The sequence below is a fragment of the Peribacillus sp. NPDC097295 genome, from assembly GCF_044761665.1.
Taxonomy (GTDB): Bacteria; Bacillota; Bacilli; order Bacillales; family DSM-1321; genus Peribacillus.
In genome coordinates, this window is sequence record NZ_JBIWCW010000002.1 from 302,690 (window position 1) to 327,714 (window position 25,025).

At 40.5% G+C, this 25,025-nt stretch carries 25 protein-coding genes; 23 read left to right on the top strand and 2 right to left on the bottom strand.

Translation table 11 applies throughout. The features are described 5' to 3' along the window. Positions 1-204 precede the first annotated feature (204 nt). Both ACIQXN_RS04640 and ACIQXN_RS04645 read left to right on the top strand, forming a co-directional pair. Complete coding sequence (locus ACIQXN_RS04640; protein ID WP_402962310.1) at positions 205-948, top strand: WecB/TagA/CpsF family glycosyltransferase; 744 nt, start codon at positions 205-207, stop codon at positions 946-948. 419 nt (positions 949-1,367) lie between these two features. Further along, entirely contained in the window at positions 1,368-2,420 is a 1,053-nt protein-coding gene (locus tag ACIQXN_RS04645) for a glycosyltransferase family 4 protein (protein ID WP_402962312.1), read from the top strand. Between the two features lie 163 nt (positions 2,421-2,583). On the opposite strand, the gene ACIQXN_RS04650 is transcribed toward ACIQXN_RS04645, so the two are convergent. After that, positions 2,584-3,606 carry an LCP family protein gene (locus tag ACIQXN_RS04650; protein WP_402962314.1) on the bottom strand — a complete coding sequence of 341 codons (1,023 nt, stop codon included), beginning with the start codon at positions 3,604-3,606 and terminating at the stop codon, positions 2,584-2,586. Positions 3,607-3,767: 161 nt separating this feature from the next. Further along, a complete protein-coding gene (locus tag ACIQXN_RS04655; protein ID WP_402962316.1) occupies positions 3,768-4,403 on the bottom strand; it encodes a YigZ family protein in 636 nt (211 codons plus the stop codon). A gap of 607 nt (positions 4,404-5,010) precedes the next feature. Between ACIQXN_RS04655 and ACIQXN_RS04660 the strand changes: the two genes are divergently transcribed. The 21 genes from ACIQXN_RS04660 (at position 5,011) to ACIQXN_RS04760 (ending at position 24,959) form a co-directional block, all read left to right on the top strand. After that, positions 5,011-6,162: a sensor histidine kinase gene (locus ACIQXN_RS04660; RefSeq protein WP_402962318.1), complete on the top strand. Its 1,152-nt coding sequence runs from the start codon at positions 5,011-5,013 to the stop codon at positions 6,160-6,162. Between the two features lie 48 nt (positions 6,163-6,210). Beyond that, positions 6,211-6,894, top strand: a complete 684-nt coding sequence (locus ACIQXN_RS04665) for a response regulator (RefSeq protein ID WP_402962320.1) — start codon at positions 6,211-6,213, stop codon at positions 6,892-6,894. Positions 6,895-7,072: 178 nt separating this feature from the next. Continuing rightward, a complete protein-coding gene (locus tag ACIQXN_RS04670; RefSeq protein ID WP_402962322.1) occupies positions 7,073-7,915 on the top strand; it encodes a DegV family protein in 843 nt (280 codons plus the stop codon). Between the two features lie 115 nt (positions 7,916-8,030). Then, positions 8,031-9,419, top strand: a complete 1,389-nt coding sequence (locus ACIQXN_RS04675; protein ID WP_402962324.1) for an ATP-dependent helicase ComFA — start codon at positions 8,031-8,033, stop codon at positions 9,417-9,419. Further along, entirely contained in the window at positions 9,412-10,104 is a 693-nt protein-coding gene (locus ACIQXN_RS04680; RefSeq protein WP_402962326.1) for a ComFC family protein, read from the top strand. The genes ACIQXN_RS04675 and ACIQXN_RS04680 overlap by 8 nt, the downstream gene beginning before the upstream one ends. An 87-nt stretch (positions 10,105-10,191) precedes the next feature. Beyond that, the gene (locus ACIQXN_RS04685; protein ID WP_402962328.1) at positions 10,192-10,602 is read left to right on the top strand and encodes a TIGR03826 family flagellar region protein; all 411 of its coding nucleotides are present in this window, start codon (positions 10,192-10,194) and stop codon (positions 10,600-10,602) included. Between the two features lie 245 nt (positions 10,603-10,847). Then, positions 10,848-11,111, top strand: coding sequence for a flagellar biosynthesis anti-sigma factor FlgM (gene flgM, locus ACIQXN_RS04690; protein WP_402962330.1), 264 nt, complete (start codon positions 10,848-10,850; stop codon positions 11,109-11,111). Positions 11,112-11,187: 76 nt separating this feature from the next. Then, on the top strand, positions 11,188-11,676 hold the full coding sequence (locus tag ACIQXN_RS04695; protein ID WP_402962332.1) for a flagellar protein FlgN: 489 nt from the start codon (positions 11,188-11,190) through the stop codon (positions 11,674-11,676). Positions 11,677-11,718: 42 nt separating this feature from the next. Continuing rightward, the gene (gene flgK, locus ACIQXN_RS04700) at positions 11,719-13,299 is read left to right on the top strand and encodes a flagellar hook-associated protein FlgK (RefSeq protein WP_402962334.1); all 1,581 of its coding nucleotides are present in this window, start codon (positions 11,719-11,721) and stop codon (positions 13,297-13,299) included. Between the two features lie 15 nt (positions 13,300-13,314). After that, on the top strand, positions 13,315-14,196 hold the full coding sequence (flgL, locus tag ACIQXN_RS04705; RefSeq protein ID WP_402962336.1) for a flagellar hook-associated protein FlgL: 882 nt from the start codon (positions 13,315-13,317) through the stop codon (positions 14,194-14,196). A 49-nt stretch (positions 14,197-14,245) separates the two neighbouring features. Beyond that, positions 14,246-14,824, top strand: a complete 579-nt coding sequence (locus ACIQXN_RS04710; RefSeq protein ID WP_402962338.1) for a DUF6470 family protein — start codon at positions 14,246-14,248, stop codon at positions 14,822-14,824. An 8-nt stretch (positions 14,825-14,832) separates the two neighbouring features. Further along, positions 14,833-15,279 (top strand): flagellar assembly protein FliW, encoded by a 447-nt coding sequence (gene fliW / locus ACIQXN_RS04715; protein WP_402962340.1) that lies wholly within the window; start codon positions 14,833-14,835, stop codon positions 15,277-15,279. Then, a complete protein-coding gene (gene csrA / locus ACIQXN_RS04720; protein WP_402962342.1) occupies positions 15,279-15,512 on the top strand; it encodes a carbon storage regulator CsrA in 234 nt (77 codons plus the stop codon). Before fliW ends, csrA begins: the two co-directional genes overlap by 1 nt. 140 nt (positions 15,513-15,652) lie before the next feature. Further along, positions 15,653-16,462: a flagellin N-terminal helical domain-containing protein gene (locus ACIQXN_RS04725; protein WP_402962344.1), complete on the top strand. Its 810-nt coding sequence runs from the start codon at positions 15,653-15,655 to the stop codon at positions 16,460-16,462. A gap of 111 nt (positions 16,463-16,573) precedes the next feature. Continuing rightward, on the top strand, positions 16,574-17,803 hold the full coding sequence (gene fliB / locus ACIQXN_RS04730; protein ID WP_402962347.1) for a flagellin lysine-N-methylase: 1,230 nt from the start codon (positions 16,574-16,576) through the stop codon (positions 17,801-17,803). 817 nt (positions 17,804-18,620) lie between these two features. Beyond that, entirely contained in the window at positions 18,621-19,013 is a 393-nt protein-coding gene (locus ACIQXN_RS04735) for a hypothetical protein (RefSeq protein WP_402962349.1), read from the top strand. Positions 19,014-19,111: 98 nt separating this feature from the next. Beyond that, the gene (locus tag ACIQXN_RS04740) at positions 19,112-19,483 is read left to right on the top strand and encodes a hypothetical protein (protein ID WP_402962351.1); all 372 of its coding nucleotides are present in this window, start codon (positions 19,112-19,114) and stop codon (positions 19,481-19,483) included. A gap of 117 nt (positions 19,484-19,600) precedes the next feature. Further along, a complete protein-coding gene (locus tag ACIQXN_RS04745) occupies positions 19,601-22,216 on the top strand; it encodes a hypothetical protein (protein WP_402962353.1) in 2,616 nt (871 codons plus the stop codon). Between the two features lie 99 nt (positions 22,217-22,315). Beyond that, positions 22,316-23,173, top strand: coding sequence for a tyrosine-type recombinase/integrase (locus ACIQXN_RS04750; protein ID WP_402962355.1), 858 nt, complete (start codon positions 22,316-22,318; stop codon positions 23,171-23,173). 15 nt (positions 23,174-23,188) lie between these two features. Further along, positions 23,189-23,962: a hypothetical protein gene (locus ACIQXN_RS04755; RefSeq protein ID WP_402962357.1), complete on the top strand. Its 774-nt coding sequence runs from the start codon at positions 23,189-23,191 to the stop codon at positions 23,960-23,962. A gap of 199 nt (positions 23,963-24,161) precedes the next feature. After that, positions 24,162-24,959, top strand: a complete 798-nt coding sequence (locus tag ACIQXN_RS04760; RefSeq protein WP_402962359.1) for a flagellin N-terminal helical domain-containing protein — start codon at positions 24,162-24,164, stop codon at positions 24,957-24,959. Positions 24,960-25,025: the final 66 nt, after the last annotated feature.

Consider the following 25,025-nt stretch of genomic DNA (forward strand, 5'->3'; position numbering starts at 1 on the left):
ACCGATAATGTAAACAAGCAAGAAGGTCTCGGTTAATGAGAAGAGGAGACGTACAATCAGAATGGGTACCGGATATTTCTAAAGGAGCTTCAACTACTAAACAACCTTTGCATGGAATTTTCTTAATTAGGTTGTGTATGAAAAAAATCTTGAATAGTACTCGCCCACCCGGGTGGTATAGTACATACGAAAGGCTGAATAATGATGAATGAGAAATTTGTGGAAATCTTATCGATTCCCTTTATAGATACAAATATGGATGAATTCATCAATCAAATGATTCTTCCAAGAATAAGAAATCAAGAAAAAACGTTCGTCGTAACGGCGAATCCTGAAATTGTGGAATATGCAAATGAACATCAGGTGTATAAGGACATCATTACGAAAGCGGATTACATTACGCCAGACGGAATCGGGATTATCATGGCTTCTAAATGGTTGAACCAACCGCTACAGGAAAGAATCACAGGATTTGACCTGATGAATCAGCTTTTTGCTATTGCTAATGAGCAATCACTCAAGGTGTATTTATTGGGAGCGGAAGAATCCGTGATTGAAAAAGCTGCCTCGGAGGTCCGTCAAAAGTTTCCAAGTATCAATCTGGTCGGGTATCACCACGGTTATGTGGATATAGAGGACGAAACCTTGGCGAAATCAATAGCGGAACTTGAGCCGGATATCATTTTGACGGCCTTGGGTTTTCCAAGGCAGGAAAAGTGGACATCGCTCCACTATCCCTTGTTTAAGAAAGGACTTTTCATGGGAGTAGGAGGAAGCTTCGATGTTCTTGCAGGAAAGGTGAATCGCGCACCCGTTCTATGGCAAAAGATGCGCCTTGAATGGCTCTATCGTCTGATTCAGGAGCCTTCGCGATGGAAGCGAATGCTCGTGTTGCCCAAATTCGTAATCAAGGTTAGACGTAGAAGGAGAAGGCTTCAGCGTTCCTAAATATAAGGAGTCGACGTTATTATCCACGTATGAAGCGGTTGCTTGCTTGAGATGGCAGCAGAGGGCGCACATTAGAACACATGGTTTGGGATAAGGAATTATCTAACCATGTGTTCTTTTTAGGTTACGGAAAAGATATACCCCCTAGCGGAGATTACCAAGCTGACATTTATAATTCATTTTGTAGAGAAGTGGGTTGATTTCCACCAAATTCTCTAGGCATGTAAAAGGACGGAAAGTTGACAAAGATAGGAATTAATTTACAAAAACTTGCAAAAAACAACTTTCCTATAGAGATTTCGGCTAAAAACATATATAATATTTATTTGAGGGTGAATAATAAATAAGTAATATCATATAAAGTTTGTATTATAGATAATTAGGGTACTAGATTTTAAGTTGAATAGAGGTGGTTCTTGATGTTAATAGGGGCCTTATTGGTAGCATTCTTTTTATCTATTCTTTTGACTCCATTTGTCGGGAAACTCGCCTTTAAACTTGGAGCAACCGATAAACCGAATGAGCGGAAAGTTCACATAAAAATTATGCCACGTATGGGTGGATTAGCAATATTCTTAAGTTTCTTAATTACGTTAATCATTTTCACGGATGACTTTCTAGGACTGTTACCGCTTATAGTCGGCGCTATAGTCATCATACTGATTGGTGTATTGGATGATATATACGAATTAAAGGCTGCGCCTAAATTTTTAGGTCAGATTTTAGCCGCTCTCATCATTGTGTTATGGGGCGGTCTTGAAGTGGAATTTATCAATTTGCCATTCTTTACCGATACGCTTGAGTTTGGTATTTTTAGTATTCCCATCACGATTCTATGGATTGTCGGCATCATCAATGCCATCAATTTAATTGATGGCCTAGACGGGCTTGCAGGTGGGGTCTCGACAATCGCTTTAGTGACCATCGCGACAATGGCCCTTATTAAAGGGGATTTATTTGTTGCATCGATCGCCTTGATTGTCATTGGAAGTACACTTGGGTTCTTGAAATACAATTTCCATCCGGCAAAAATCTTCATGGGTGATACAGGTGCACTATTCCTTGGTTACATCATTGCGGTTCTATCCTTACTTGGATTCAAAAACGTAACGATGATTTCCTTGATTGTACCGATCATCATTTTGGGTGTGCCGATTTCGGATACATTCTTTGCAATCATTCGCCGGCTTGTCAATAAACAACCAATTTCGGCCGCCGACAAATCGCATCTACATCATTGCTTATTGAACTTAGGTTTCACTCATAAGCAGACGGTTATACTCATTTATGCATTAGCAGCATGCTTTGGACTTGCTGCCATCATTTTTTCCTTCGCTACACTCTGGGGAGCGCTAATTCTTGTAGCAGGTATCCTCGTGCTCATAGAGATTTTAGTGGAGAAAATCGGTCTGGTCGGTTCAGACTATCAACCGCTGTTAAAAATGCTAAATGCACGCAATATGAAAAAATAAACAAAAGGCTGTTCCTAAATTTCTTTAGGGCAGCCTTTTGCTTTTTATATTATCCTTGTGAACGGGGAGTTACCAAAAGGAAGTGTCTCGTTTCTTCAAAAGTAGTAAGGGAAGTTTCCGATAACTAATCAAATGAAAAAGGGACTCAAGGCGAGTCCCTTTTTTATTCAATCTGTGATTCAACAGTTTCCGCTTGACTGGTAGTCTTAGTCGGTCCCAAATTCAAATGGGATTGTAACTGCTGTTTAATATTTTCGACGGAGGTTTCATTTAATTGATAGTAGTAGGTTCCGTTAATGGTCGAATCAGTTCCCTCGAGCTTGACCGTTTCAAGATTAAGGCCATTGTCTGTGGTCACGTATTTGATGAACCCTTTAATTTGTGAAAATTGAAGGTTCGTAGTCATGTTGTCGCCTACAGCTTCCATAACATTGGTATACTTCGTTAAAGCTCCGACAGTAGTTGCTTTGGAGATAATGGCTTTCAAGACTTCCTGTTGACGTTCGCCACGTTGGATATCGCTGTCCTTCTTACGCGTCCGGGCAAAGGCCAATGCTTCTTCCCCATTGACTGTCTGTAATCCTTCTTCTAGATGAATGGCATTCTTTTTATCATGGGAATCCATTTCGTTCATTTCATAAGGAACATCCACTTCGATGCCATCTAAAGAATCCACGACATCGATGAATGCGTTAAAGTTCATTCTGACATAGTAATCAACCGGTATGTCGAACAAATTCTCAATCGTGTCCATCGTAGCTTTCGGACCACCCGCAGCGTGTGCTGCATTGATTTTCGTGGTCACGCCTTTTTCTGGCACGTACACATATGAATCACGTGGAATACTTAAGAGTTTAATCGATTTCTGATCTTTGTTGAAAGTGGCCAGAATCAAAGCATCTGAGCGGGAATTTCCTTGATAGTCACGTTCATCGCTGTCATCGATACCAATGAACAGGATTGAGAAGTTATCTTCGAGCGGGTCTACCGCTTCATCACGCTTTGCTGAAGCTTCAACAGGGTCGTAGGAACCATTGAAAACGTTCTGTGCTTTCACATATAACGTTGCGAAATACGTAGTAGCTCCTAAAGCGAGAACCAACAGGGGAACTAGAAATAACCAAAGTCTCTTACGTCTTTTCTTCTTCGTTTTTTTAATTTTATAAACACGTCTAGTAGTAGACATCTTTTCTTCTCCTTTTAAATAGCAGGAATAAATTGCTATTCTTCGAATCCTTCAAATATATATCGTCATGCATTACAGTTAATTTTACATGGATTCCATGAATTCGTAAAATAAATATTTCTTTTTCAAGTGAGAAATAGTAAAAAAAGGAAATATGGTACTTAAGTAAGCGCCTCTTCCAAGTACAGCATTTCGCCTTCTGTTATGCGGCCTTGGCCATTCGTCAGCTCAGTCATCCAGTTTATATACGCTTCTTTTTGTCCTTCTTCCACATAAACAAGGAGAACGACTTGTTCTAGATATTGGATATCTTTCAATTGGTAAATCGAGGATCGTAAAGCATTTTCCACTTTTCCGAGCCATGTATATTCGATGTTTGTGGAGATGATGCGCATTAATTTACGGACGACAACACCTGTTGTGTTGATTCCTTCCGAAGTGGCTTTGCTATAAGCGCGGATGAGGCCGCCTGCACCAAGCTTGATGCCCCCGAAATAACGCGTAACTACGACGGCTGTATCTTTCAGATCTTTTTTCTTAAGCACTTCAAGGATTGGAACGCCCGCTGTGCCGCTTGGTTCACCATCATCCAGGGCTTTTTGAATTTGATTTTGTTCGCCAATCATATAAGCTGAACAATTATGGGTGGCATCTTTATGCCTTTTCTTTATTTCCTGAATAAAGGCCTGTGCTGCTTCTTCTGTTTCGACTCGGGCGACGTGGGAAATGAACCGGGATTTTTCAATGACGATTTCATGTTCCCCACGTCCTTTTACCGTTAAATAATGAGGGAGCATGGGTATTTCACCTTCGTTCTTTCTATATAATTGATTAATTATAAGTCTTAGCTCAAAAAGTGGCAACGAGGATTGATATAAATTCGACATGTGTAAAGAAACTTTAATATAAGAAAAATATGTACGTGTTATAATTAAATTTATTGAATGTGCATCTTTCATATTCGGATATTTATGCTTAAAAGAATATCTTTATGGCAAAATCAATGCGTTTGGCCCAATAATCTCAACTATTCCTGATAGAGTTCTCGCATTTAAGGAATTATGCCATTTTAGTAATTGTTCTGTTTCGTATAATAATTAAAGAAGTAGAATAATGATTTTGTTGATCAGGATAACCATACAAGTGGGCCGTTCATCCTCATTTATGTAGAGGTCCAAAAGCTCGATAGTGTGCTATATTATGTATATTTTGTGAAATTCCATTCTGTAAGGTGACGTATTTTTCTTCTTTTTTTGGTACAATATGTTCATGAAGGTTTCTACTAATAAGTTTCCTGCTGTAATTTAAACATTCATGAATTGGGGAAAAGGATTTTTTCCGTATACATAGTCTAAATGACAACAACATGGTTAAAAGTGTGTTGATTTAAGTGGAGGGATCTTGATGTCCATACACAAGGTTGATGCTAAAGCATTGGACATGATCTTAGAAACAATGGTAAGCACCGTTAGTGAAAGCCGAGATGAAGTCTTTGATATCGAAGAACAATGTCGAAAAGATTTTGAGTCACTAACAAAAGAGCTTGAAGATGTGAAAATTAGAGTGGCGATTATGATAAACGACAGCGATTCACTGGATGCTAAAGCAAGATTTGCTCGAAAAAGGCTTTCGGAAGTCAGTATGCACTTCAACCAGTTTTCCGAGGAACAGGTGCGCGATGCTTATGAAAGGGCTCATAAGTTGCAAGTCGATTTACAAATGAACAGGCAGCTGGAAAAAGAGCTTCGTAATAGACGGGATGAACTTGAACTCAGGTTAAAAGGGTTGCAGCAGACGATTGATAAAGCCGCACATCTTGTCTCGCAGATTTCCGTTGTACAGAACTATTTAACACAAGACTTGAAATTTGTAGGGGAAGCCCTGCAAGAAGCGAAGCGTAAGCAGGACTTCGGATTGAAAATCATCGAAGCCCAGGAGCAGGAACGTAAAAAACTCTCACGGGAAATTCATGACGGTCCGGCTCAAATGCTGGCCAATGTCATGATGCGTTCGGATTTAATTGAACGTGTACAACGGGAGAGAGGCCCTGAAGAAGCGCTTGTGGAAATACGCAGCTTAAAAGTCATGGTACGAAATGCATTATATGAGGTGCGTCGAATCATCTATGATCTTCGCCCTATGGCTCTTGATGATTTGGGGCTCGTTCCTACTCTCAGGAAATATCTGCAAACGACCGAGGATTATAATATCAATAGTGGCGTACGTTTGAATTTTGTGAATATCGGCCAGGTCATAAGGTTGCCCTCCGATATGGAGGTCGCTTTGTTCCGATTGGTCCAAGAGGCTGTGCAAAATTCCCTAAAACATGCCCAGCCCAAACAAATCCAGGTCAAATTGTCCATTTCCAAAGAGTTGGTGACCGTCGTCATTAAAGATGACGGAAAAGGGTTCGATGCGGCCATCCAAAAAGAAGGTTCTTTCGGCTTGGTCGGAATGAGGGAAAGAGTCGAGCTCCTTGAAGGAAGCATGACGATAGACTCGCAATCAGGGGCAGGAACGATGGTATTGATCCAAGTCCCTTATGAATTAAAATAGACAACCAAATGCAGAAGCATTTAAATAGAAATTAGGAGGAAGAAGCCGTTGAAGACTAGTATCATCATTATCGATGACCATCAGCTTTTCCGCGAAGGCGTTAAGCGTATTTTAGATTTTGAATCATCCTTTGACGTTATCGCCGAGGGCGATGACGGAAGCGAGGCTATGGACCTCGTCGAAGAACACAAACCAGATGTTGTAATCATGGATATTAACATGCCGAATATGAACGGGGTAGAAGCAACGAGATTGCTTGTACAACGTTATCCTGACACGAAGGTCATCATTTTATCGATTCATGATGATGAAAACTATGTACAGCATGCATTGAAGACAGGAGCACAAGGCTATCTGTTGAAAGAAATGGACGCAGATGCGTTAATCGATGCGGTTCGTGTTGTGGCAGAAGGCGGTTCATACCTGCATCCGAAAGTGACACATAACCTGGTCAAGGAATATCGTCGTTTAGCCGCTGAAGAAGGCGCTGATCGCGACTCCCTACATGCTGTGGAAATCAGAAGGCCCCTTCACTTATTGACTCGACGTGAGTGTGAAGTCCTTCAACTTCTAGCTGACGGAAAAAGCAACCGTGCCATCGGCGAAACGCTTTATATCAGCGAAAAGACCGTCAAGAACCATGTAAGTAACATTCTTCAGAAAATGAATGTGAACGACCGCACGCAAGCTGTTGTCATGGCTATTAAAAACGGCTGGGTCGAAGTGAAATAAATGTATGAATAGGCTATCCGGTTCTTCCGTTTACGCATTGCGTAAGGAGGGGCCGGACTTTTTTAATTTTACTTATTATCACATGAATAAGAAAAGGTATTAATGCAAATGAAGGCATTTTCCTATAGAATGTTGAATAAGTATATAGAGTAAATATATATAAGGATGGTACTTCACTATGAAAACGGCAGTCGTAACAGACAGCACTGTATATATACCTAAAGAAACGCGCGAACGATTACATATACATATGTTGCCGCTTAATGTGATTTTCTCGAACGAAGCATACCGAGAAGAAGTGGATATTACAGCGGATGAGTTTTATGAGGAAGTTAAAAAGCAGGACAAGCTTCCGACCACCTCGCAGCCTCCCATTGGTTTGTTTGTCGAGAAGTTTGAAGAACTGGAAAAAGAATATGATGATGTCATCTCGATTCATCTATCGAGTGGGATAAGCGGAACGTACCAAGGAGCAATATCTGCCGGTGAGATGGTGGAGGGGATACGGGTCCATGCCTTTGATTCCGAGATTAGCTGCAGGGTCCAAGGGTTTTATGTACTTGAAGCCGCGCAGATGGCGCTTGAAGGTAAATCGGCAGAGGAAATCCTGGCGAGACTTCAGGAAATGAAGCAGTCCATTCGGGCTTACTTCATGGCAGACGACTTATCTCATCTGCAACGTGGCGGACGCCTAAGCAGTGCTCAAGCTTTGATCGGCAGCCTGCTTCAAGTTAAGCCTGTTCTTCACTTCGTTGACAAGGTCATTGTCCCGTTCGAGAAAATCCGCACGAGAAAAAAAGCGATGAAACGGATTGCGGACTTACTCGGGGAAGACGCGGCAAGCGGTCTCCCATATAGAGCGGTCATCATTCATGCCAAGCGTGAAAAGGAAGCGAAGGAATGGCAAGCGGAACTGGAAACAAGATTCCCGAATGTTGAGTTTGACCTTAGCTACTTTGGTCCGGTAATCGGCACGCACTTAGGTGAAGGCTCGATGGGTATGGGCTGGTATAAAATATAAGTGAAGAACGTCTTTCCATAGGGAGAGGCGTTTTTTGTCGGATAAAAAAAGGAATTACCATAGAAAAAGCGAATTTTAATCAGGAGTTTATCATTTTAAGAAAGAAGGTCGAAATGTGAATACTCCCCCCTATTCAAAAGAACTTCAGAACCACCTCGCAGGACGGCTGCTGTTGGCAGCGGAAATCCCCTTTCCTCCAGAATTACTTACTGAACAAATCACGAAAGGCCATATCTCGGAAATACGTGGAGTACACCGCGAAAATGGGCGCTTCGCATGCATAAGGTGTGGAAACAAGGATTCCACCTTGTTTTATACGTTTCCTTGCAAAATATGCAATCAAGATTGTACCTATTGCCGGTCCTGCATCATGATGGGGCGTGTCAGTGAATGTACCAAATTATACAGCTGGACCGGCCCTCCCCTCAGTTTCTCCATTCCCGATAAAGTCAAGGAATGGGAGGGGACACTTTCAGCTGGTCAGCAAACGGCCTCGGACTGTGTCGTTCAAGCGATTAAAGAGAAGGGGGAATTCCTCGTATGGGCTGTGTGCGGCGCCGGGAAGACGGAGGTTCTGTTTGCAGGCATTGAAGCGGGCTTACTTGCTGGTAAGCGCATCTGCATCGCAACGCCCCGTACCGATGTCGTTCTTGAACTAGCACCTCGGTTAAAAAGAGCTTTCCCTGGAATAGAAGTATCCGCCCTCTATGGGGGGAGTGAAAACCGTCATAAAGCATCACCCCTTACCGTATCCACGACCCATCAGCTTTTTCGCTTCTCTGAAGCCTTCGATGTCATCATCATTGATGAAGTCGATGCCTTTCCCTACTCTATGGATCAATCGCTGCATTATGCAGTCCTTAAATCAAAAAAACCTACTGCTACAACCATATACCTAACGGCGACTCCCTCCAAAAAAATGAAAAGATCTTACCTAACAGGGAAACTTCAAGCGGTGACGATTCCGGCACGGTATCACCGGCAACCTATTCCTGTCCCTGAAATGAAATGGAGTGGCAATTGGCAAAAGCAGTTTCTCCAAAAAAGGATTCCCCCGATGATCAAGAAGTGGGTAAGTGAACGCCTAGAGAAAAAGATCCCACTTTTATTGTTTTTCCCGAGCATCCAAGTGATGGAGCAGGTGCTTCCTCTGTTTCAAGAGTTGAATCCAAAATTAGAAGCTGTTCACTCCCAGCATCCAAATCGAAAAGAAAGGGTGCAGGCATTACGGAATGGTGAGGTACCAGGATTACTGACGACGACCATATTAGAACGAGGCGTCACGATCGAACGGCTCGAAGTTGCGGTGATTGGTGCTGAACACGAGGTCTTTTCGGAAAGTGCCCTCGTCCAGATTGCCGGACGCGTCGGTAGAAGCTTTGCATACCCGAGGGGAACGGTCACGTTTTTCCATTATGGAAAAAGCAGGGCGATGCTAGAGAGCGTTCGTCATATTTTCATGATGAATCAAGAAGCCAGGAAAAGGGGGCTGCTTGATGCGTAGATGTTTATTTTGCGACGAAAAGATGAATGAAATCCTGACTTGGAGAAGTTTACTGCTGAAGGTTGAAGCGAAAATGATATGTGAAAACTGTGAATCAAGACTAGAAAAGATAGGTGGTGAGACCTGTCAGGTATGCTCAAGAGAGCTGGAAGAGGAGTTCCGGAAGGGAGATCGATGTTTGGATTGTGTAAGGTGGGAAAAAGATGAGAAGTGGAAGGGTTCTATAACGAAGAACGTATCGATCTTTCATTATAATGAATACTTGAAAGACATCATTGCGAAATATAAGTATCGTGGAGATTATGCACTGGCCGAAGCCTTCGTCCCCTTCTTACGAGAGAAAATGAAGGAGATGGACTTTGAAATCATAACGGTCATCCCGCTTAGTGAAGAGCGTTTAAAGGAGCGGGGATTCAATCAGGCTCAAGCTTTTACGGATCTATTAGGTCTTGAAGCGATGCATTTGTTAACGCGGGTTCATACCGAAAAACAATCGAAAAAGTCACGAAAAGAGAGGATATCATTGCCGCAGGTTTTTCAAGTGACCGGAACGGACGTGATACAGAACAAATCGATTTTGATTTTGGATGACATTTACACGACTGGCTCAACGCTCAGGCAGGCTGCTAAAATCTTGAAAATCGCTGGTGCAAGAGAAGTATCATCCATCACGCTAGCTAGGTAAAAGTAAGTATTTTTAAAAACCTTCTAAAGTATCGCTCTTAATACTCGATATATAAAGTACAAGAATATAGTCGAGGGGGACACCCAAATGGATTTATACAACTGTCCAAACTGCAATTCGTTATTCGTTAAAACAAAATTCCGTGATGTTTGTGATGCTTGCTATAAAGAAGAAGAAGAGCAATTCGATATGGTGTATGAATACATCCGTAAGAAAAGTAACCGAACGGCGTCCATGGTACAGGTAGTTGAAGCGACAGGTGTTGAGGAAGAATTAATCATTAAATTCGTGAAAACGGGGAAACTGAGAATTGCCCAATTTCCGAACCTGGGCGTTCCCTGTGAAAAATGCGGGACAATCATCCGAAGTGGAAGACTATGTGGCACTTGTAGCGACTCCATTCGTTCCGGGTTGGAGACGTATGAAAATGAAGAAAAGCGCCGTCTCGAAATTCAAGGACGTGATAAAAAAAGTACATACTTTATGAAAGATCAATAAAGTGTAAATCTTAGCTTCTCTGCTGATACTTTGTTAGAATATTCTGTATTGAGAACAGAATTCGACATTCGATGTCGAAGGAAAAATTCCCAGAAATCTTAAAATAAATCTATTCCTTGTCGATAATACTAGTATAGAGAATAAACGCAGTCATGAGCAGATCATCGTCTGTTAAAGGAATCATAAATATGTGGATGTTGATAAGAATAGATAAACGAAATCGACCGAAGGAGAGGATCTGGAATATGAAAATCAATAACGTCGGTGTAACGGGTGTGAACCCATATAATACTTCAATCAATAAAGTAGGGACTGTCAAAGAATCCAAGGTCAACCCTTCAGATAAAGTGGAAATATCTTCGGCAGCAAAGGAGATGCAACAACTATCTCCAATACCAGCTGCAAGACAGGCGAAGGTGGATGAACTGAAGATCCAAGTGGAAAATGGAACATATAAAATGAATGCACAGGAAACAGCCAAGGGACTTATCGATTTTTACCGAAAATAACCCTTAATCAAACGTTTGATTAAAATGGACGGAACCGTATTCCGTCCATCATCTATGAGCAGAGGAGGCAGCGAACATGTCTGCACGACAGATTATCGACTCGCTTGAAAAATTGGTTACCCTTCATAAAAGCTTCAATCAGTTAGCGCAAAGTAAAACAAACATCTTGAAAGCCGGCGACACGGAGGCTATCTCCGTCCTGCTGATTGATGAACAAAAGCATATTAAAGCAATCAGTCAAACGGATCAAGAAAGAGAAGCCGCCGTCGAGAGATTTCTCACAGCCAATGGTGCCGAAAATCAGGACGCTTCCATTTCCACTGTAATGGAATTTACTGATCCGATTGAAACGGATGCCCTTGAAGATCTTAAAACGGAATTGATACAAGAGGTGACCAAGCTGAAAGAGCAAAACAGCTTAAACCAGCAATTAATCTACCAATCTCTTCAATTCATAAATGTCTCCCTAAATATGCTACGGCCACAAAACCAGAATATGAACTATGGCAAGACGGCCAAGAAGGCTGCGAAAAGCGGCTTAGGCATGTTTGATTCGAAAGCGTAAGCAACAAAACAGGAAACAGTAAATAGATGGAGGTTTGATCATATGATTTCAAGCTTTATGGGGCTCGAAACAGCAAAGCGTGGAATGACTACCTCGCAAGGCGCCTTATATACGACGGGAAATAACGTTTCCAATGCCAACACGGTAGGCTATTCAAGGCAACGGGTCAACCTGGAGCAAACATCCGGTTTTCCTACCGTCGGGATGAACAGCCCGCGTGTAGCCGGTCAAATCGGGACGGGTGTCGAGGCAGAAACCGTGCAACGCATCCGCGACAGCTTTTTGGATGCGCAATACAGGACACAAAGTAATAAAATCGGCTATTACGGTGCCATGAGCGAATCGCTATCGAAAATGGAAGGCATCATGAACGAGCCAACCGAAAGTGGCCTGGCCGCAACGATGGAGAAGTTCTGGAATTCGATCCAAGGGTTAACGGCCAATACTGAAAACTCCGGTGCCCGTGAAGTCGTTGCTTCCACAGGCGTTATGGTTGCTGATACATTGAACTACTACTATAACTCGTTAACAAGCGTGAAAACGGACATCGGCAATCAAATTAATGTCAAAGCGAACGAAATCAACACGATCATCAGTAGCATCGATCAGCTGAATCAGCAAATCAGTAAAGTGGAACCACACGGTTTGGTTCCGAACGAACTTTATGATAAACGGGATGTACTCGTGGATAACCTATCGCAGCTTGTCAGCATCAACGTGAAAAACGTGATTCCAAGCGATTATGGAAAAGCAAGTGACGTTGCAACAGGGTTATACAACATCGAGCTAATGAAAGAAGATGGTTCCTCTTATGTACCCCCTGTCAATCTAGTCAGCGTAAACAAAACGGGGATGCTCGGGACGGCCAAAGTGGAAGTTAACTATGACAAAGAGAGTGGTATGGTTAGCGACGTGACTTTTGGTTCGAAAAAGTTGACGGAGTTTAAATTTTCAGGAGAACTAGCTGGATTAATTGAGAATTTTGGATATAAAAAGAGTGATGGGACAACGGCGGGCAAGTATCCTGACATGCTGCAAAAGCTCGATAACATGACGAAGGCTTATGTGAATGAATTTAATGCGATTCATAAAAGTGGATATGCATTAGGTGCCAATGTTAAATCAGAACACAACTTTTTCGAAATCAGTGCTAATGGGAGTGCTGCCCAAAGTATTACGGTTAATGACAAGATTTTAAAAGATTCTTCATTAATTGCTGCAGCTGGGAAAACGAGTGGGGCATCTGGGGATAATGAAAATGCTAAGCTATTGGCTGATTTAAAAAAGAAGGCATTTAGTGACTATGAAACATTCAAAACTCCCGCTGGAATAGAAGAATTGAAGAAAATGAATCTAACAGGCAGCTTTGATACAAATTATTCCGGAATTATCGGAAACTTGGGTGTTGATTCACAAAGTGCGCAAAAGAACCTTTCTAACTCGACTGTGCTTGCGGCATCCGTTGACCAAAATAGGGCATCTGTCAGTTCTGTATCCTTGGATGAAGAAATGACAGACATGATCAAATTCCAGCAGGCTTACAATGCATCGGCTAGAATGGTGACGATGGTCGACGAAATGCTTGATAAAATCATTAACGGAATGGGAACTGTAGGCCGATAATAGGAGTGAAAATAGATGCGCGTAACGCAATCGATGCTAACCAATAATATGTTGACCAACCTAAGCAGCAGCTATGAAAAGTTGGGAAAACTTCAGGAACAAGTCTCATCGCAAAAGAAGTTCTCGAAGCCTTCGGATGATCCCGTCGCAGCGATGATGGGAATGGGGTACCGGACTAATCTTAACCAAATCCAGCAGTATAAGAGTAACATCTCGGAAGCGGAAAACTGGATTAATAGTACGGATGATGCGATTACAGAAGCCGTTTCTGCACTACAAAGGATCCGGGAGATAACCGTGCAAGGCAGTAATGGGACCTATGAGGGTGGACAGCTAAAGAATATTTCGGAAGAAATCAAGCAGTTAAAAGAACATCTTGTGAGTATCGGTGATACACAGATTGGCGGGAAGTATATTTTTAATGGGAAGAATACGAATGTGAAACCTTCTGATAGTTTAGAAGAAGCTACCGGAAAAATCACATACGGAACGGACCCTATCAACCTTGAAGTGTTTTCAGGGGTATCCATTCAGGTCAATACGGATGGATCTAAGATGTTTGGCGATGCGCTCGCAAAAGATGGTAGCATTCAAAAAACGATTGATGCACTAGAAAATAATGGTGATGTGGGTGCGATGTTGGCAGAGCTTGATAAAACGATTGACAGCTTCTTGGCAACGCAGGCTCAAGTGGGTGCGAGACAGAATCGAATCGAGTTGATGACAGACCGTCTAGGCCAACAAGAATTGTTTGCGACAGAAATCCTTTCGAAAAATGAGGATGTCGATATTGAAAAAGCGATCATGAATTTAACGACCCAAGAAAGTGTCCATAGTGCTTCATTGAGTATCGGTGCAAAAATCATGCAACCGAGTTTACTAGATTTTCTTCGCTAAGCTATTCGTAACCGGATAGCTTTTTTCTATAACGAGAGGAGTGATGAAGATGCAAATGCCGCAAATCCGTATGCAGTCTACATCGATGCAAATTGGATTGAATATCGAACAACCGGTACAGCAACTGGAACAGAAGCCAGCGGACTTATCCATCGAACAACCGAAGGCGATTTTAGAAATTCAGACCACCCCTGGGAAACTGACCATCGATCAATCGAAAGCCAGGGAAGACATGGATTTGAAAAGCTTATCCAAACGGGTGGAGGAATTTGCTCAGCAGGGTTACCAAGATTGGCTGGCTGGTATGGCAAGAAGATCACAGCAGGGGACGGAATTAAGGCATATTGAAAACGGGGGTAATGCACTTGCTTCTCAAGCGAAACAAAACGGACAAGGGCCAGAGAAGCAATTCAATCTCGGGTGGATTCCCTCCCATTTCAGTGTGAAGCTAGACTATCAACCGGCTCTAGTTGACATTGAAGTAACTCCACAAAAACCAAATATGGATGTGCAAATTAATCGACCGACTCATGAATATACGCCAGGTAACACAGAAGTGGAAGTTATACAAAAAAATTCTCTGGATATAGATTTCATTAATTTATTTCCAGATGAGATTGGGGAGTGAAGGCATAGATGATCAGATCAACAAAATTTCATGGTGAAATAGATATAGCAGAGGAAGATATCTATCGATTTGAAAGCGGTATACCGGGGTTTCTGGAGGAAAAGCAATTTTGTCTCTTACCATTAGAAGAAACACCATTTTTCGTTCTCCAATCTATGGAAACAAAAGAGGTGGCTTTCATCGTAACGAATCCTTTTGATACTTTTCGTGATTATGAAGTAAAGCTGACGGATGAAGTCCTTTCTACCTTACAAATAGAAACAGAAAAAGAAGTGATCACACTTGTCATCTTAACCATTCATGATCCTTTCAATCAAACAACTGCTAACCTTCAAGCTCCTATTATTTTAAATAGTCATAAAAAAACTGGAAAGCAGTTCATCATGAACGGCAGTAGCTATATGAATAAGCATTTGCTTATTGAACCTCTAGAAGTAGAACAGGGGGAAGACTAATGCTTGTATTAACTAGAAAGCCAAATGAATCTATTATTATAGGTAATGATATAGAAATTACTGTTCTCGCAATAGAAGGTGAACAGATAAAACTAGGTATTCATGCTCCGAAGAATGTGGATATTCACAGAAAAGAAGTCTATCTCTCCATACAAGAGGAAAATAATGAGGCATCAAAAATTGAAACCAATATTCTGGAAAATTTAAATGCGTTTTTTAAGAAAAAATCTTAAATACTACTAAATATGCTTCCGTGCCTGCCGATATTATATATAGAACGACGGTTAGTGAAATAGGCGGCCGACTTATTCACTACTCATCGTAAAAAAACCACATGGATGTGGGAACTTACAAATTCAAGGAGGAAACAAAAATGATTATCAATCACAATATTGCAGCACTTAACACACATCGTCAGTTGAACAGTGCTTCAAATGCACAAGGTAAATCAATGGAGAAACTTTCTTCAGGATTACGTATTAACAAAGCTGGTGACGATGCGGCAGGCCTTTCAATTTCTGAAAAAATGCGTGGACAGATTCGTGGTCTTGACCAAGCTTCTCGTAACGCTCAAGACGGAATCTCTATGATTCAAACTGCAGAAGGTGCTTTGAACGAGGTACATGATATTCTCCAACGTATGCGTGAACTTTCCGTTCAATCTGCTAATGGAACGAATACTGCTGATGACTTAGCAGCTATCAAAGCAGAAGGCGTAGAACTTATTGATGAAGTTGACAGAATTTCTAAGACATCTAAGTTCAACGGTATCGAGTTAATCGGTGCTACAGCAGCAGACAAAGACTTACAAATCGGTGCTAATAATGGTGAAAAGATGACTCTTAAACTATCTACTACAAAAGCTGATACTGGTACTTTAGCTATCGCGGCACTAGACGTTTCCGCAGGTGGAGCTTCTACTGCTACTCTAGACACAGCAATTAAAACTGTAAGTACAGCTCGTTCTTACCTCGGTGCTAACCAAAACCGCCTAGAACATACTATTAATAACTTGAATACTTCTTCTGAAAACTTAACAGCGGCTGAATCTCGTATTCGTGACGTTGACATGGCTAAAGAAATGATGACGCAGACTAAGAATTCAATTCTTGCTCAAGCTTCTCAAGCTATGCTTGCACAAGCTAACCAACAGCCACAAGGCGTACTTCAACTTCTACGCTAATAAAATTCATAAAGAGAGGATGGGGAAAACCATCCTCTTTTTCGTGGGACGATTTTTACATCTAATTTCATTAGTTAGGTAAACGTTAATAATAAAGAAGGAGTAATACAAATGAAAACAAAGGTAGTAAACGGATTAATCCCCCTCTATGTAAAAGAGTTTTCCTGTATAGGTTCTTCCTGCGAAGATACTTGTTGTTCGGGTTGGAAAGTACCGATTGATAATACAGCCTATAAAAAATATAATAATGTGAAAGATAAAGAACTGAAAACAAAGATAAAAGAGAATATTACACGAAACAGAAATAATCCGACGAAAGATTATATGGCGAGTTTTATAATGGGTAGTAAAGGTTGCTCTTTACAAGATGAGAAAGGGTTATGTGAAATCCATTCGAAACTAGGCGAGTCTTTCCTATGTAATACGTGTGCGGTTTATCCGAGGGTAAATAACTTAGTGAACGGAGTAACGGAACAGACTTTGACCGTTTCATGCCCCGAAGCAGCAAGACTAGTATTGTTAAATAAGAATGGAATTGAATTTGAGCAAACAAAACTAGAAATGAAACGTGATGTTTACGTGTACGTTGCTAGAACTAATAAAGAAGAAATAAAAGATTGGACTGACCTATTTGACGAATATCGGTATGTGACGATATTGATACTACAACATCGCCAATATTCATTAGAGGAACGTTTGCTTCTCTTAGGGTTGATGTATAATGAAATTGATGAAAATGTAAAGAGTGGTAATTTAAATAATATACCGACCGTTCTAGGTGAGTACCTAGAAGCATTAGACAAAAAGGATTTAAAGGAAGCGTTAAAGACTGTAAATCATAGAAAAGATATTCAGTTACGTATCTGTCGAGAACTGCTTCTTGTTCGAATGTCTAGTGGTATTTATGCGGACCGCTATATAGAATGTTTGAGAGAAATGTCGGAAGGGTTAAATATATCTAAGACAACTACTGACGATGAAGTGCTTGAAAGCTATGAGTCTGCTTATGAGTTATACTATAAACCATTTATGGTAGAAAACGAGTACTTGTTGGAAAATTACCTCGTAAACTATGTATTTAAGAACTGTATGCCGATTGAAGAGAAGAACCCTTTCGACAGTTACTCAAAGATGGTTTTACATTACGCTCTATTGAAAATTCACTTAATCGGAATGTCAAATTTTCATAAAGGTTTATCTAGCGAATTAGTAGTCAAGCTAGTTCAATCTTTATCTAAAACTTATGAGCATTCTACATTTTTCTTAGATGAAATCAAAAAATCTCTGCAAGACGGTAATATGATGAATTTAACTTATATGTCTATTTTAATTAATAATTAGTAGAAGGAGGGTGTCCCAAAATCGGAGAACGAAACAGCTTTTCCAAAACCGATTCGAATGCCTCTTTCATGTGAATGAAAGAGGACCAGATTAACGGCCAATTGAAGCCCGGTTATAATGTACAAGTTCGGACGAAAATTCAATTTGTGGTGATTTTCAGTCTTCATTAACGAGCCCGTGATCCAGACAAACGGAATTTTCATCAATTGTCGCTGCGGGGCCACTCAAAAAACATCACAGACTGGGCCTTATTTGTGTAGCCCACTACCTAAAGAAGTGGGATTCCAAGATTTATCATTCACCAGAAACAGCAAAAACGAAATCTCCTCTTAATTTACCTCTAATACTTCCTAGAACATCTAAATACGTGCTCGAAAGAAAAAACTGACTCAAGAAATCGTCATTCAACGACCTTTTGAGTCAGCGTCTTCATAAAATAATGCATAGAGTACAGATTTGTAATGTATGTTATGAAGAAGGGGGGAGTCGATTAATTTAGTTTTTTACAAAATACTCTCTTTTTAAAGGAGAATAAAGCTTTATTTCAATCTGGTAAATTTGCAGGAATAGGTATAGAACTAATTTTACGAAATGTCACTGAAGGACTTAGGACTATTATAGTGTGCATGTGTATTGCGTCAATTATAAATTACTTGAAAAGACTCTAGTTTACTAGGGTCTCTTTTACATATAGAGGTAATGAAATAGAACGAAAGCATATATTATATACAAGAACATGTATTCATCTGATGTTCACAAAAACTAGGCTTCTCTCTTCGGAGGGAAGTCCTTTTTCAATTGATAAGGAGGAAATTAAATGAAGATACTGGACGAATATAGTGATTTACATCAGCTAAGTGAAAAAAGAATTCCGCATGAAGTGAGACGGTACATTGTGCAAGAATGGATACAATTTTACAATGCCCTTTCGGTTGACGAGCATGTGGAGGATTTTGACATGAGTAGGCACTGCCGAATGGTTCTCCTAGAAACATCGGAGGATGATATCGAGTTGATTGGATTGCCTAGCAGCTTGCTTGATTGCACAGTGGAGTTCGTGGAGTTAGTGACCATTGAAGAAAGTATTTCGATGTACCGAACCTTCATCCTAAATGACAATGAAAGTGGAATCATGTTGTACTCCATTGTTGGAACATTAGGTGATGAAACAGAAAGCTTTTTAGCTGAACAAGCAGAACATGTAGAATAGCGCATCAATCTCAGAAATGGGATTGGGGTATTTTTATTTTGACAATCTATCAAGCGAATAACAGTAAATAATTAGAGTTACTAGTAGGAGGAGAAAAGATGATGTATGTGGACTGGTTTGTAGGAACAATGCAAAAGACGTTTAATATCGAAGTCAAAAGAGAAGATATCAACTTTACCACTGATAATCATTGTCTTGTTACACAGTCATTCCTTATGGCACAAGGTGTAAACTTTTTACTTGAAAAGTTGATTGACACCACAATTGGGGAGGGGGATGAAGAAATAGAATTAGGGAATCTGGAGGGTATGTGCTGCGGGATTAAAGTTGAACACAAATTCTGGAATGACAGAGTTTTTGCAAATGTTGTAGATGTTTGCTCGGTAGATGAACTTCAAAAGTCTAGGAGCAACAAATCAGCTATACCGACTAAGGTAATCAAGGACCTGGATGATTTAGACATTATTTAAAAAGGGGTCTTCCCACCACACCCTAACGAAGCAACAGTACCGACTATAGTGACAAAGGTTGCTATAGTCCCTACTTACGCTACATGAGACAAACACAAATAAGGAGTCGATACGATAATGGCATATACAGAAGTAAAAACAACAGAAGAAATGATTATGGAATCTCTTTCTATACTGAAAAGAGATGGAGAGGTAACAGAATTACGTATAATGAAAACGACTAAAGGAACGGTTAGTGGCTATTTTAGCAATGACAAAAAGCTAGCAGATATTGCAGCGGCATACGATGGAAAAGTTCCAGCAATCTATTTAACACTAAATCCAGTGAAGCCTGATTTGCTTTCCAGAGCGGCAAACCGTGCTGTCCGACCAAAAAATACAACATCTGATGCGGACATTAAATGCAGACGTTGGTTTCCGATTGATTTTGACCCAGTACGTCCAACAGGTATTTCATCAACGGAAGAAGAACATCAAGCTGCTATTACAAGGGCAAAAGAAGTGAAACAGTTTTTGAAAGAAAAGGGATGGAATGAACCAATTTTGGCGGATAGTGGGAATGGTGCTCATCTATTATACGCTGTTGACCTTCCGAACGATGATGAAAGTAAGATGCTCATCAAAACAGCATTAGAAGCATTGGACTTTCAATTCAGTAATGAAGCAGTCAATGTTGATAAAGGGGTATTTAATGCCGCTCGAATTTGGAAGCTTTATGGGACGATGGCAGGTAAAGGAGACCATACAGATGAACGACCACATCGATTGTCTCAAATACTGTCGTATCCAAAAGAACTGAAAGAGGTATCGAAGGAACAACTGCAGGTATTAGCCTCTATTTGTCCAACCATTTCCCTCAAAGGAAAATCAACTTCCAAAAAGAGCAATACTGAAGCAGGGTTCAATCTAGAAGAATTCATTGAAGAACATGAACTGGATGTAGTATTTACCGCTCCATGGCAAAAAGGAGCAACAAAGTATGTATTGTCAACTTGTCCTTGGAATGAAAGCCACACAAATAAAAGTGCTTATGTTATCCAATTTGAAAACGGAGGTATTGCTGCAGGATGCCATCATAATAGCTGTTCGGAAGAAAACTGGCAGACATTACGGAAGAAATTTGACCCCAGCTGGAATCCTTCATCCCAAGAAGAATCAAAAAAGGAATCGCAAGCAGACATTTTGATTCGGGTATGTGATGAAGCTAAGTTTTTCCAAAGTGATTTGGGAGAAGCTTATGCAGCGGTGATTCTCAATGGTCACAAGGAAGTCTTGAAAGTGAAAAGTAAGAAATTCAAAATGTGGCTAACCAAGCAATATTATGACACAACGAAAAGAGCACCAACCAGTGATGCAATGAATCAAGCACTTGGTGTTATGGAAATGAAAGCCGCTTTTGATGGGGATGAACATAGTTTGCAGTTACGAGTGGCAGAAAAAGACGGTGATTTTTATTATGACCTAGCGAATGATGATTGGAGTGTTGTAAAGATAGAGCCTAGTGCTTGTCGTGTATTAAAAGACCCTCCCATCCTATTTACCCGTAATAAGAATACTAAAGGACAAGTTTTTCCTGACTTTGGCGGGGACTTAAAGCAATTACTAAACCATGTACGCATTAAAAATGAAGATGACCAAATTCTTTATCTTGCTTATGTTGTAACATGCTTTATTCCGAACATACCGCATGCTGTCTTAGTGTTTAGCGGTGAAAAGGGAGCATCGAAGTCCACTTCTATGCGATTAACTAGACAAATCGTTGACCCAGCTGTTCAAGAATTATTATCCATGCCTAATAGTTTGCAAGACTTAGCACTATCATTAGCTAACAACTATATGCCATCTTTCGATAATTTGGATGGCCTATCAGCTGAAAAAAGTGACCTCTTATGTATTGCTTCTACAGGTGGCGGGTTTAGCAAAAGGACATTATTTACAGATGATGATGAAACACTTCTTGACCTTCGCCGATGTGTTGGATTAACAGGTATCAATGTAGTGGTTACAAGGGCGGATTTAATTGACCGTTCTATCATTATTGAATTGGACCGTATTCCTGAAGACGAACGGAAAGAGGAGCGGGAAGTGTGGGAAGCTTTCGAAGTAGATAGGGCAGGTATTGTGGGTGGAGCATTGCAGACTTTAGCAAATGCAATGGCAATTTTCCCTGATGTAAAGTTAGACAAGCTTCCAAGGATGGCAGATTTCACTCGCTGGGGTTATGCCATTGCGGAAGTATTAGGATATGGAGGCGAGCGATTCCTACAAGCATACCGTAATAATCGTAATCAATCGAATGAAGAAGCTATCTCTTCACATCCAGTTGCTGCGTCAGTTGTTGCTTTGATGAAAGACAATCAAACATGGTCGGGTTCCGTTGCTAGTTTGCTAAATGAACTTGAACGAGTAGCCTTCCAAGAAAAAATCAATACGAATGTCAAGACATTCCCAAAAGCGGCTCACATTTTAAGCAGAAGGCTAAAAGAAGTGAAGTCTAATCTTGAAGATGTGGGAATTACATTTGACATCCGACATGCAGGGGACTCAAAAAAGATATCCATCAAAAAGTCTGGAAGCAAGGTTATTCCAATTCGTCCTCAACAAGAAACATTGAAACTTACAGGGACTGATTCAAATGTAGCCATAGATGCTGAACTATCGGAGGACTACAACGAATTTGAGGGATGGGAATCATCCACTTGTACCAACCGTAGTGTCAGTAGCGAAGGATAGGGTTGCTACTGACGCTATGTGAGGTAACACCTACCCGAATCAAAAGAAGAATCTAAAATTATATTATTACTTTGAACTAATTGGAAAGGGGATGTTTACATGTTATTTGTAGAATCACTTGAACGGTTTGGGAAATATCAAGCAAACATTGAGCGAAGTCCAGTCACTATACGAGCCTATTTTGAAGATTTAACACTTTTAAATCGTTTTCTTGAAGAGAAATACAACAGTCCAGTTTACTTGGAGGACATTACACAAGAAGATGTGGAAGAGTATCTTTATTATCTTAAAGAGGTTAAGGGTAACCAGCCGATTAGTAGGAAACGTGTGTTAGGATGCATGCGGTCATTCTTCGGCTATGCTTACAAAAGCGAGTGGTGTGACAAGAATGTTACAGCAAAATTGGAGTCAATCAAATGTCAGCAAAAAGAACGGCATTATCTATCTGAGGAAGAGGTCAATCACTTTGTGAATGCCATCCAACATGACCTCGTTCGTTTAGTCGCACAAACTCTTTATTACACTGGTATGCGTATTTCCGAATGTCTGTGTCTTCAGGTAGAAGATGTCAATTTGGAAGACAATCTGATTTATATTAGACACGGGAAGGGGAACAAAGACCGCTTTGTGCCAATCAATTCAAAATTGAAGGAATTGCTAGTGGATTACAACGAGAACTGGAGAGTTGTTTCAGACAATTTCTTTGCCACAAGAATTTCAGGTGCTCTTTCACCTACAAGAGTTGCAAAGGTGTTTAGTGATACAAGGAAGTCACTAGGATGGAAAAAACAAGTGACCGCACATATCCTACGCCATTCTTTTGCATCCAAGCTAGTCAAAAACGATGTTCATTTAGTTAAGATTTCAAAACTATTAGGACACAGTAGTCTAAAAACAACGAGTATATACGTCCACAGCAACATGGATGATTTGAAAGATGCTGTTAATACGCTGTAAAAGGAGGAGTAACCAATGACTAATGCAGAAGCATTGCAACCTATTTATGATGATAAGGTTAAAGGAATCTTAAAACTACTAGGGGAAGGTTTTTCAAGGGATGAGGTGGCTGAACAGTATCGCTATTCAACCTATCGTTCGATGGATAGCTATATGAGTCGCAAGAATTTTGTTTGGGACAAGCGAAAAGAAACCTATGTACCAGCGGATGCAATCAAGGCTACGTTGGAAACAATGGTGAACTTTGCATCCGACAAGGTTCGAAGAGTAGTGATGGAACTAAACAAGGAAGGAGCGGATTTGAAGGAGGTTGCATTGAAGGTAGGATTCGAAAATCATTTTGAAATGGCTCGTTACATGAAATCGAAAGGATTTGAATGGTCACAGGAAGCAGGGAATTATCTCTCTACTTCCCCTACAAAGCCTAAAAATGAGGAAAATGTTGCTCTTGCAAGTAGTGAAGGTACTTTGGAGAGTTCTCTTTCTATCGGAAATGGTGATGTTGAACAATTTACAGCTTTACTAGAATGGTTAGCATCGAACAAGGATGGCTTGCAAAGTCTGTTAGGAGCGTCAGTAGCGACAGGACAGATTCCCCGTTTCACTCTACAAGGATTATTTGCGACAAAATCAGTCCACATGACGAACGTTTTAGACCAAATGGTTCGGGATTTTAGCAAGGAAAAGAACATCAATCAGCGGGAGATTTTTGAGGTAGCATTGATTGAGTTCTTTCAGAAGTATGGATATGCTCGTGAAGTCGAGATTTTGTTGCAAAAAAATGCCTAGCAAATGGATTACTAATGGAAGAGATGATGAACAGGTCTAATGGTTTCCTACTGAATCCCTGTTTTTCACTCTTCCATTTTCTTATGCTTACCTAATGTTTTGGAACGAGTTCTTTCCATTATACTTAGTTTACCTAATGATGGACCTTCACTTTCTGCAAATACCTTGAGTCACATGGGTTTCTCGTTTAGGAAGAATTTTGATTTTCAAGGTTGCTTTTCGTCAGTTATCAAGTGCAACTGGTGCACAATCTAAATCTATGGAGAAATTAGCTTCAGGTCTTCGTATTAACCGTGCTGGAGATGACGCAGCAGGATTAGCAATTTCTGAAAAAATGCGTGGACAGATTCGCGGTCTGGATCAAGCTTCTCGTAACGCTCAAGATGGTATCTCATTAATTCAAACTGCAGAAGGCGCATTGAATGAAACTCATTCAATTCTTCAAAGAATGAGAGAACTAGTAGTACAGGGTGGAAACGGATTTTTAGGTACCGAAGATTTATCTTCAATAAATGATGAAATAACACAGCTTAATTCAGAACTTACTGGTATTTCAGATCGTACTGAATTTAACGGTAAAAAATTGCTTGATGGTAGCCTAGATATCGATGTACAAATTGGTGCTAACAAAACTCAACAAATAAACATTAAACTTGCTACAGATATGGACGCTACTGGTTTAGCTGTAAATGGTGTTAAGCCGGATGGAACAAAAAATACATTTGATACTGATATCGCTGCTGTTGATGCTGCTATTAAAACAGTTTCTGAAAAAAGGTCCACTTTCGGTTCTATTCAAAATAGATTAGAACATACAATCAACAATTTGAATAATGCATCTGAGAATTTGACAGCAGCAGAGTCGCGTGTACGTGACGTAGATATGGCTAAAGAAATGATGCAGCAAACCAAAAACTCTATCTTGGCGCAAGCTTCTCAAGCTATGCTGGCTCAAGCTAATCAACAACCACAAGGTGTTCTTCAATTATTACGTTAATAAAAGGCTAAGGGATTGGGGGTATCCTCAATTCCTTTTTACATTACATGATTAACATAGATTTCT

Bases quoted from the DNA above. Each gene is read 5' to 3' on its own strand.
- ACIQXN_RS04640 (WP_402962310.1), top strand. From the start codon at position 205: ATGAATGAGAAATTTGTGGAAATCTTATCGATTCCCTTTATAGATACA.
- ACIQXN_RS04655 (WP_402962316.1), bottom strand. From the start codon at position 4,403: ATGCTCCCTCATTATTTAACGGTAAAAGGACGTGGGGAACATGAAATC.
- ACIQXN_RS04660 (WP_402962318.1), top strand. From the start codon at position 5,011: ATGTCCATACACAAGGTTGATGCTAAAGCATTGGACATGATCTTAGAA.
- ACIQXN_RS04695 (WP_402962332.1), top strand. From the start codon at position 11,188: ATGTCTGCACGACAGATTATCGACTCGCTTGAAAAATTGGTTACCCTT.
- csrA (WP_402962342.1), top strand. From the start codon at position 15,279: ATGCTTGTATTAACTAGAAAGCCAAATGAATCTATTATTATAGGTAAT.
- fliW (WP_402962340.1), top strand. From the start codon at position 14,833: ATGATCAGATCAACAAAATTTCATGGTGAAATAGATATAGCAGAGGAA.
- ACIQXN_RS04740 (WP_402962351.1), top strand. From the start codon at position 19,112: ATGATGTATGTGGACTGGTTTGTAGGAACAATGCAAAAGACGTTTAAT.
- flgL (WP_402962336.1), top strand. From the start codon at position 13,315: ATGCGCGTAACGCAATCGATGCTAACCAATAATATGTTGACCAACCTA.
- flgK (WP_402962334.1), top strand. From the start codon at position 11,719: ATGATTTCAAGCTTTATGGGGCTCGAAACAGCAAAGCGTGGAATGACT.
- ACIQXN_RS04680 (WP_402962326.1), top strand. From the start codon at position 9,412: ATGCGTAGATGTTTATTTTGCGACGAAAAGATGAATGAAATCCTGACT.
- ACIQXN_RS04745 (WP_402962353.1), top strand. From the start codon at position 19,601: ATGGCATATACAGAAGTAAAAACAACAGAAGAAATGATTATGGAATCT.
- ACIQXN_RS04735 (WP_402962349.1), top strand. From the start codon at position 18,621: ATGAAGATACTGGACGAATATAGTGATTTACATCAGCTAAGTGAAAAA.
- ACIQXN_RS04755 (WP_402962357.1), top strand. From the start codon at position 23,189: ATGACTAATGCAGAAGCATTGCAACCTATTTATGATGATAAGGTTAAA.
- fliB (WP_402962347.1), top strand. From the start codon at position 16,574: ATGAAAACAAAGGTAGTAAACGGATTAATCCCCCTCTATGTAAAAGAG.
- ACIQXN_RS04685 (WP_402962328.1), top strand. From the start codon at position 10,192: ATGGATTTATACAACTGTCCAAACTGCAATTCGTTATTCGTTAAAACA.
- ACIQXN_RS04750 (WP_402962355.1), top strand. From the start codon at position 22,316: ATGTTATTTGTAGAATCACTTGAACGGTTTGGGAAATATCAAGCAAAC.
- ACIQXN_RS04670 (WP_402962322.1), top strand. From the start codon at position 7,073: ATGAAAACGGCAGTCGTAACAGACAGCACTGTATATATACCTAAAGAA.
- ACIQXN_RS04650 (WP_402962314.1), bottom strand. From the start codon at position 3,606: ATGTCTACTACTAGACGTGTTTATAAAATTAAAAAAACGAAGAAGAAA.
- flgM (WP_402962330.1), top strand. From the start codon at position 10,848: ATGAAAATCAATAACGTCGGTGTAACGGGTGTGAACCCATATAATACT.
- ACIQXN_RS04710 (WP_402962338.1), top strand. From the start codon at position 14,246: ATGCAAATGCCGCAAATCCGTATGCAGTCTACATCGATGCAAATTGGA.
- ACIQXN_RS04725 (WP_402962344.1), top strand. From the start codon at position 15,653: ATGATTATCAATCACAATATTGCAGCACTTAACACACATCGTCAGTTG.
- ACIQXN_RS04645 (WP_402962312.1), top strand. From the start codon at position 1,368: ATGTTAATAGGGGCCTTATTGGTAGCATTCTTTTTATCTATTCTTTTG.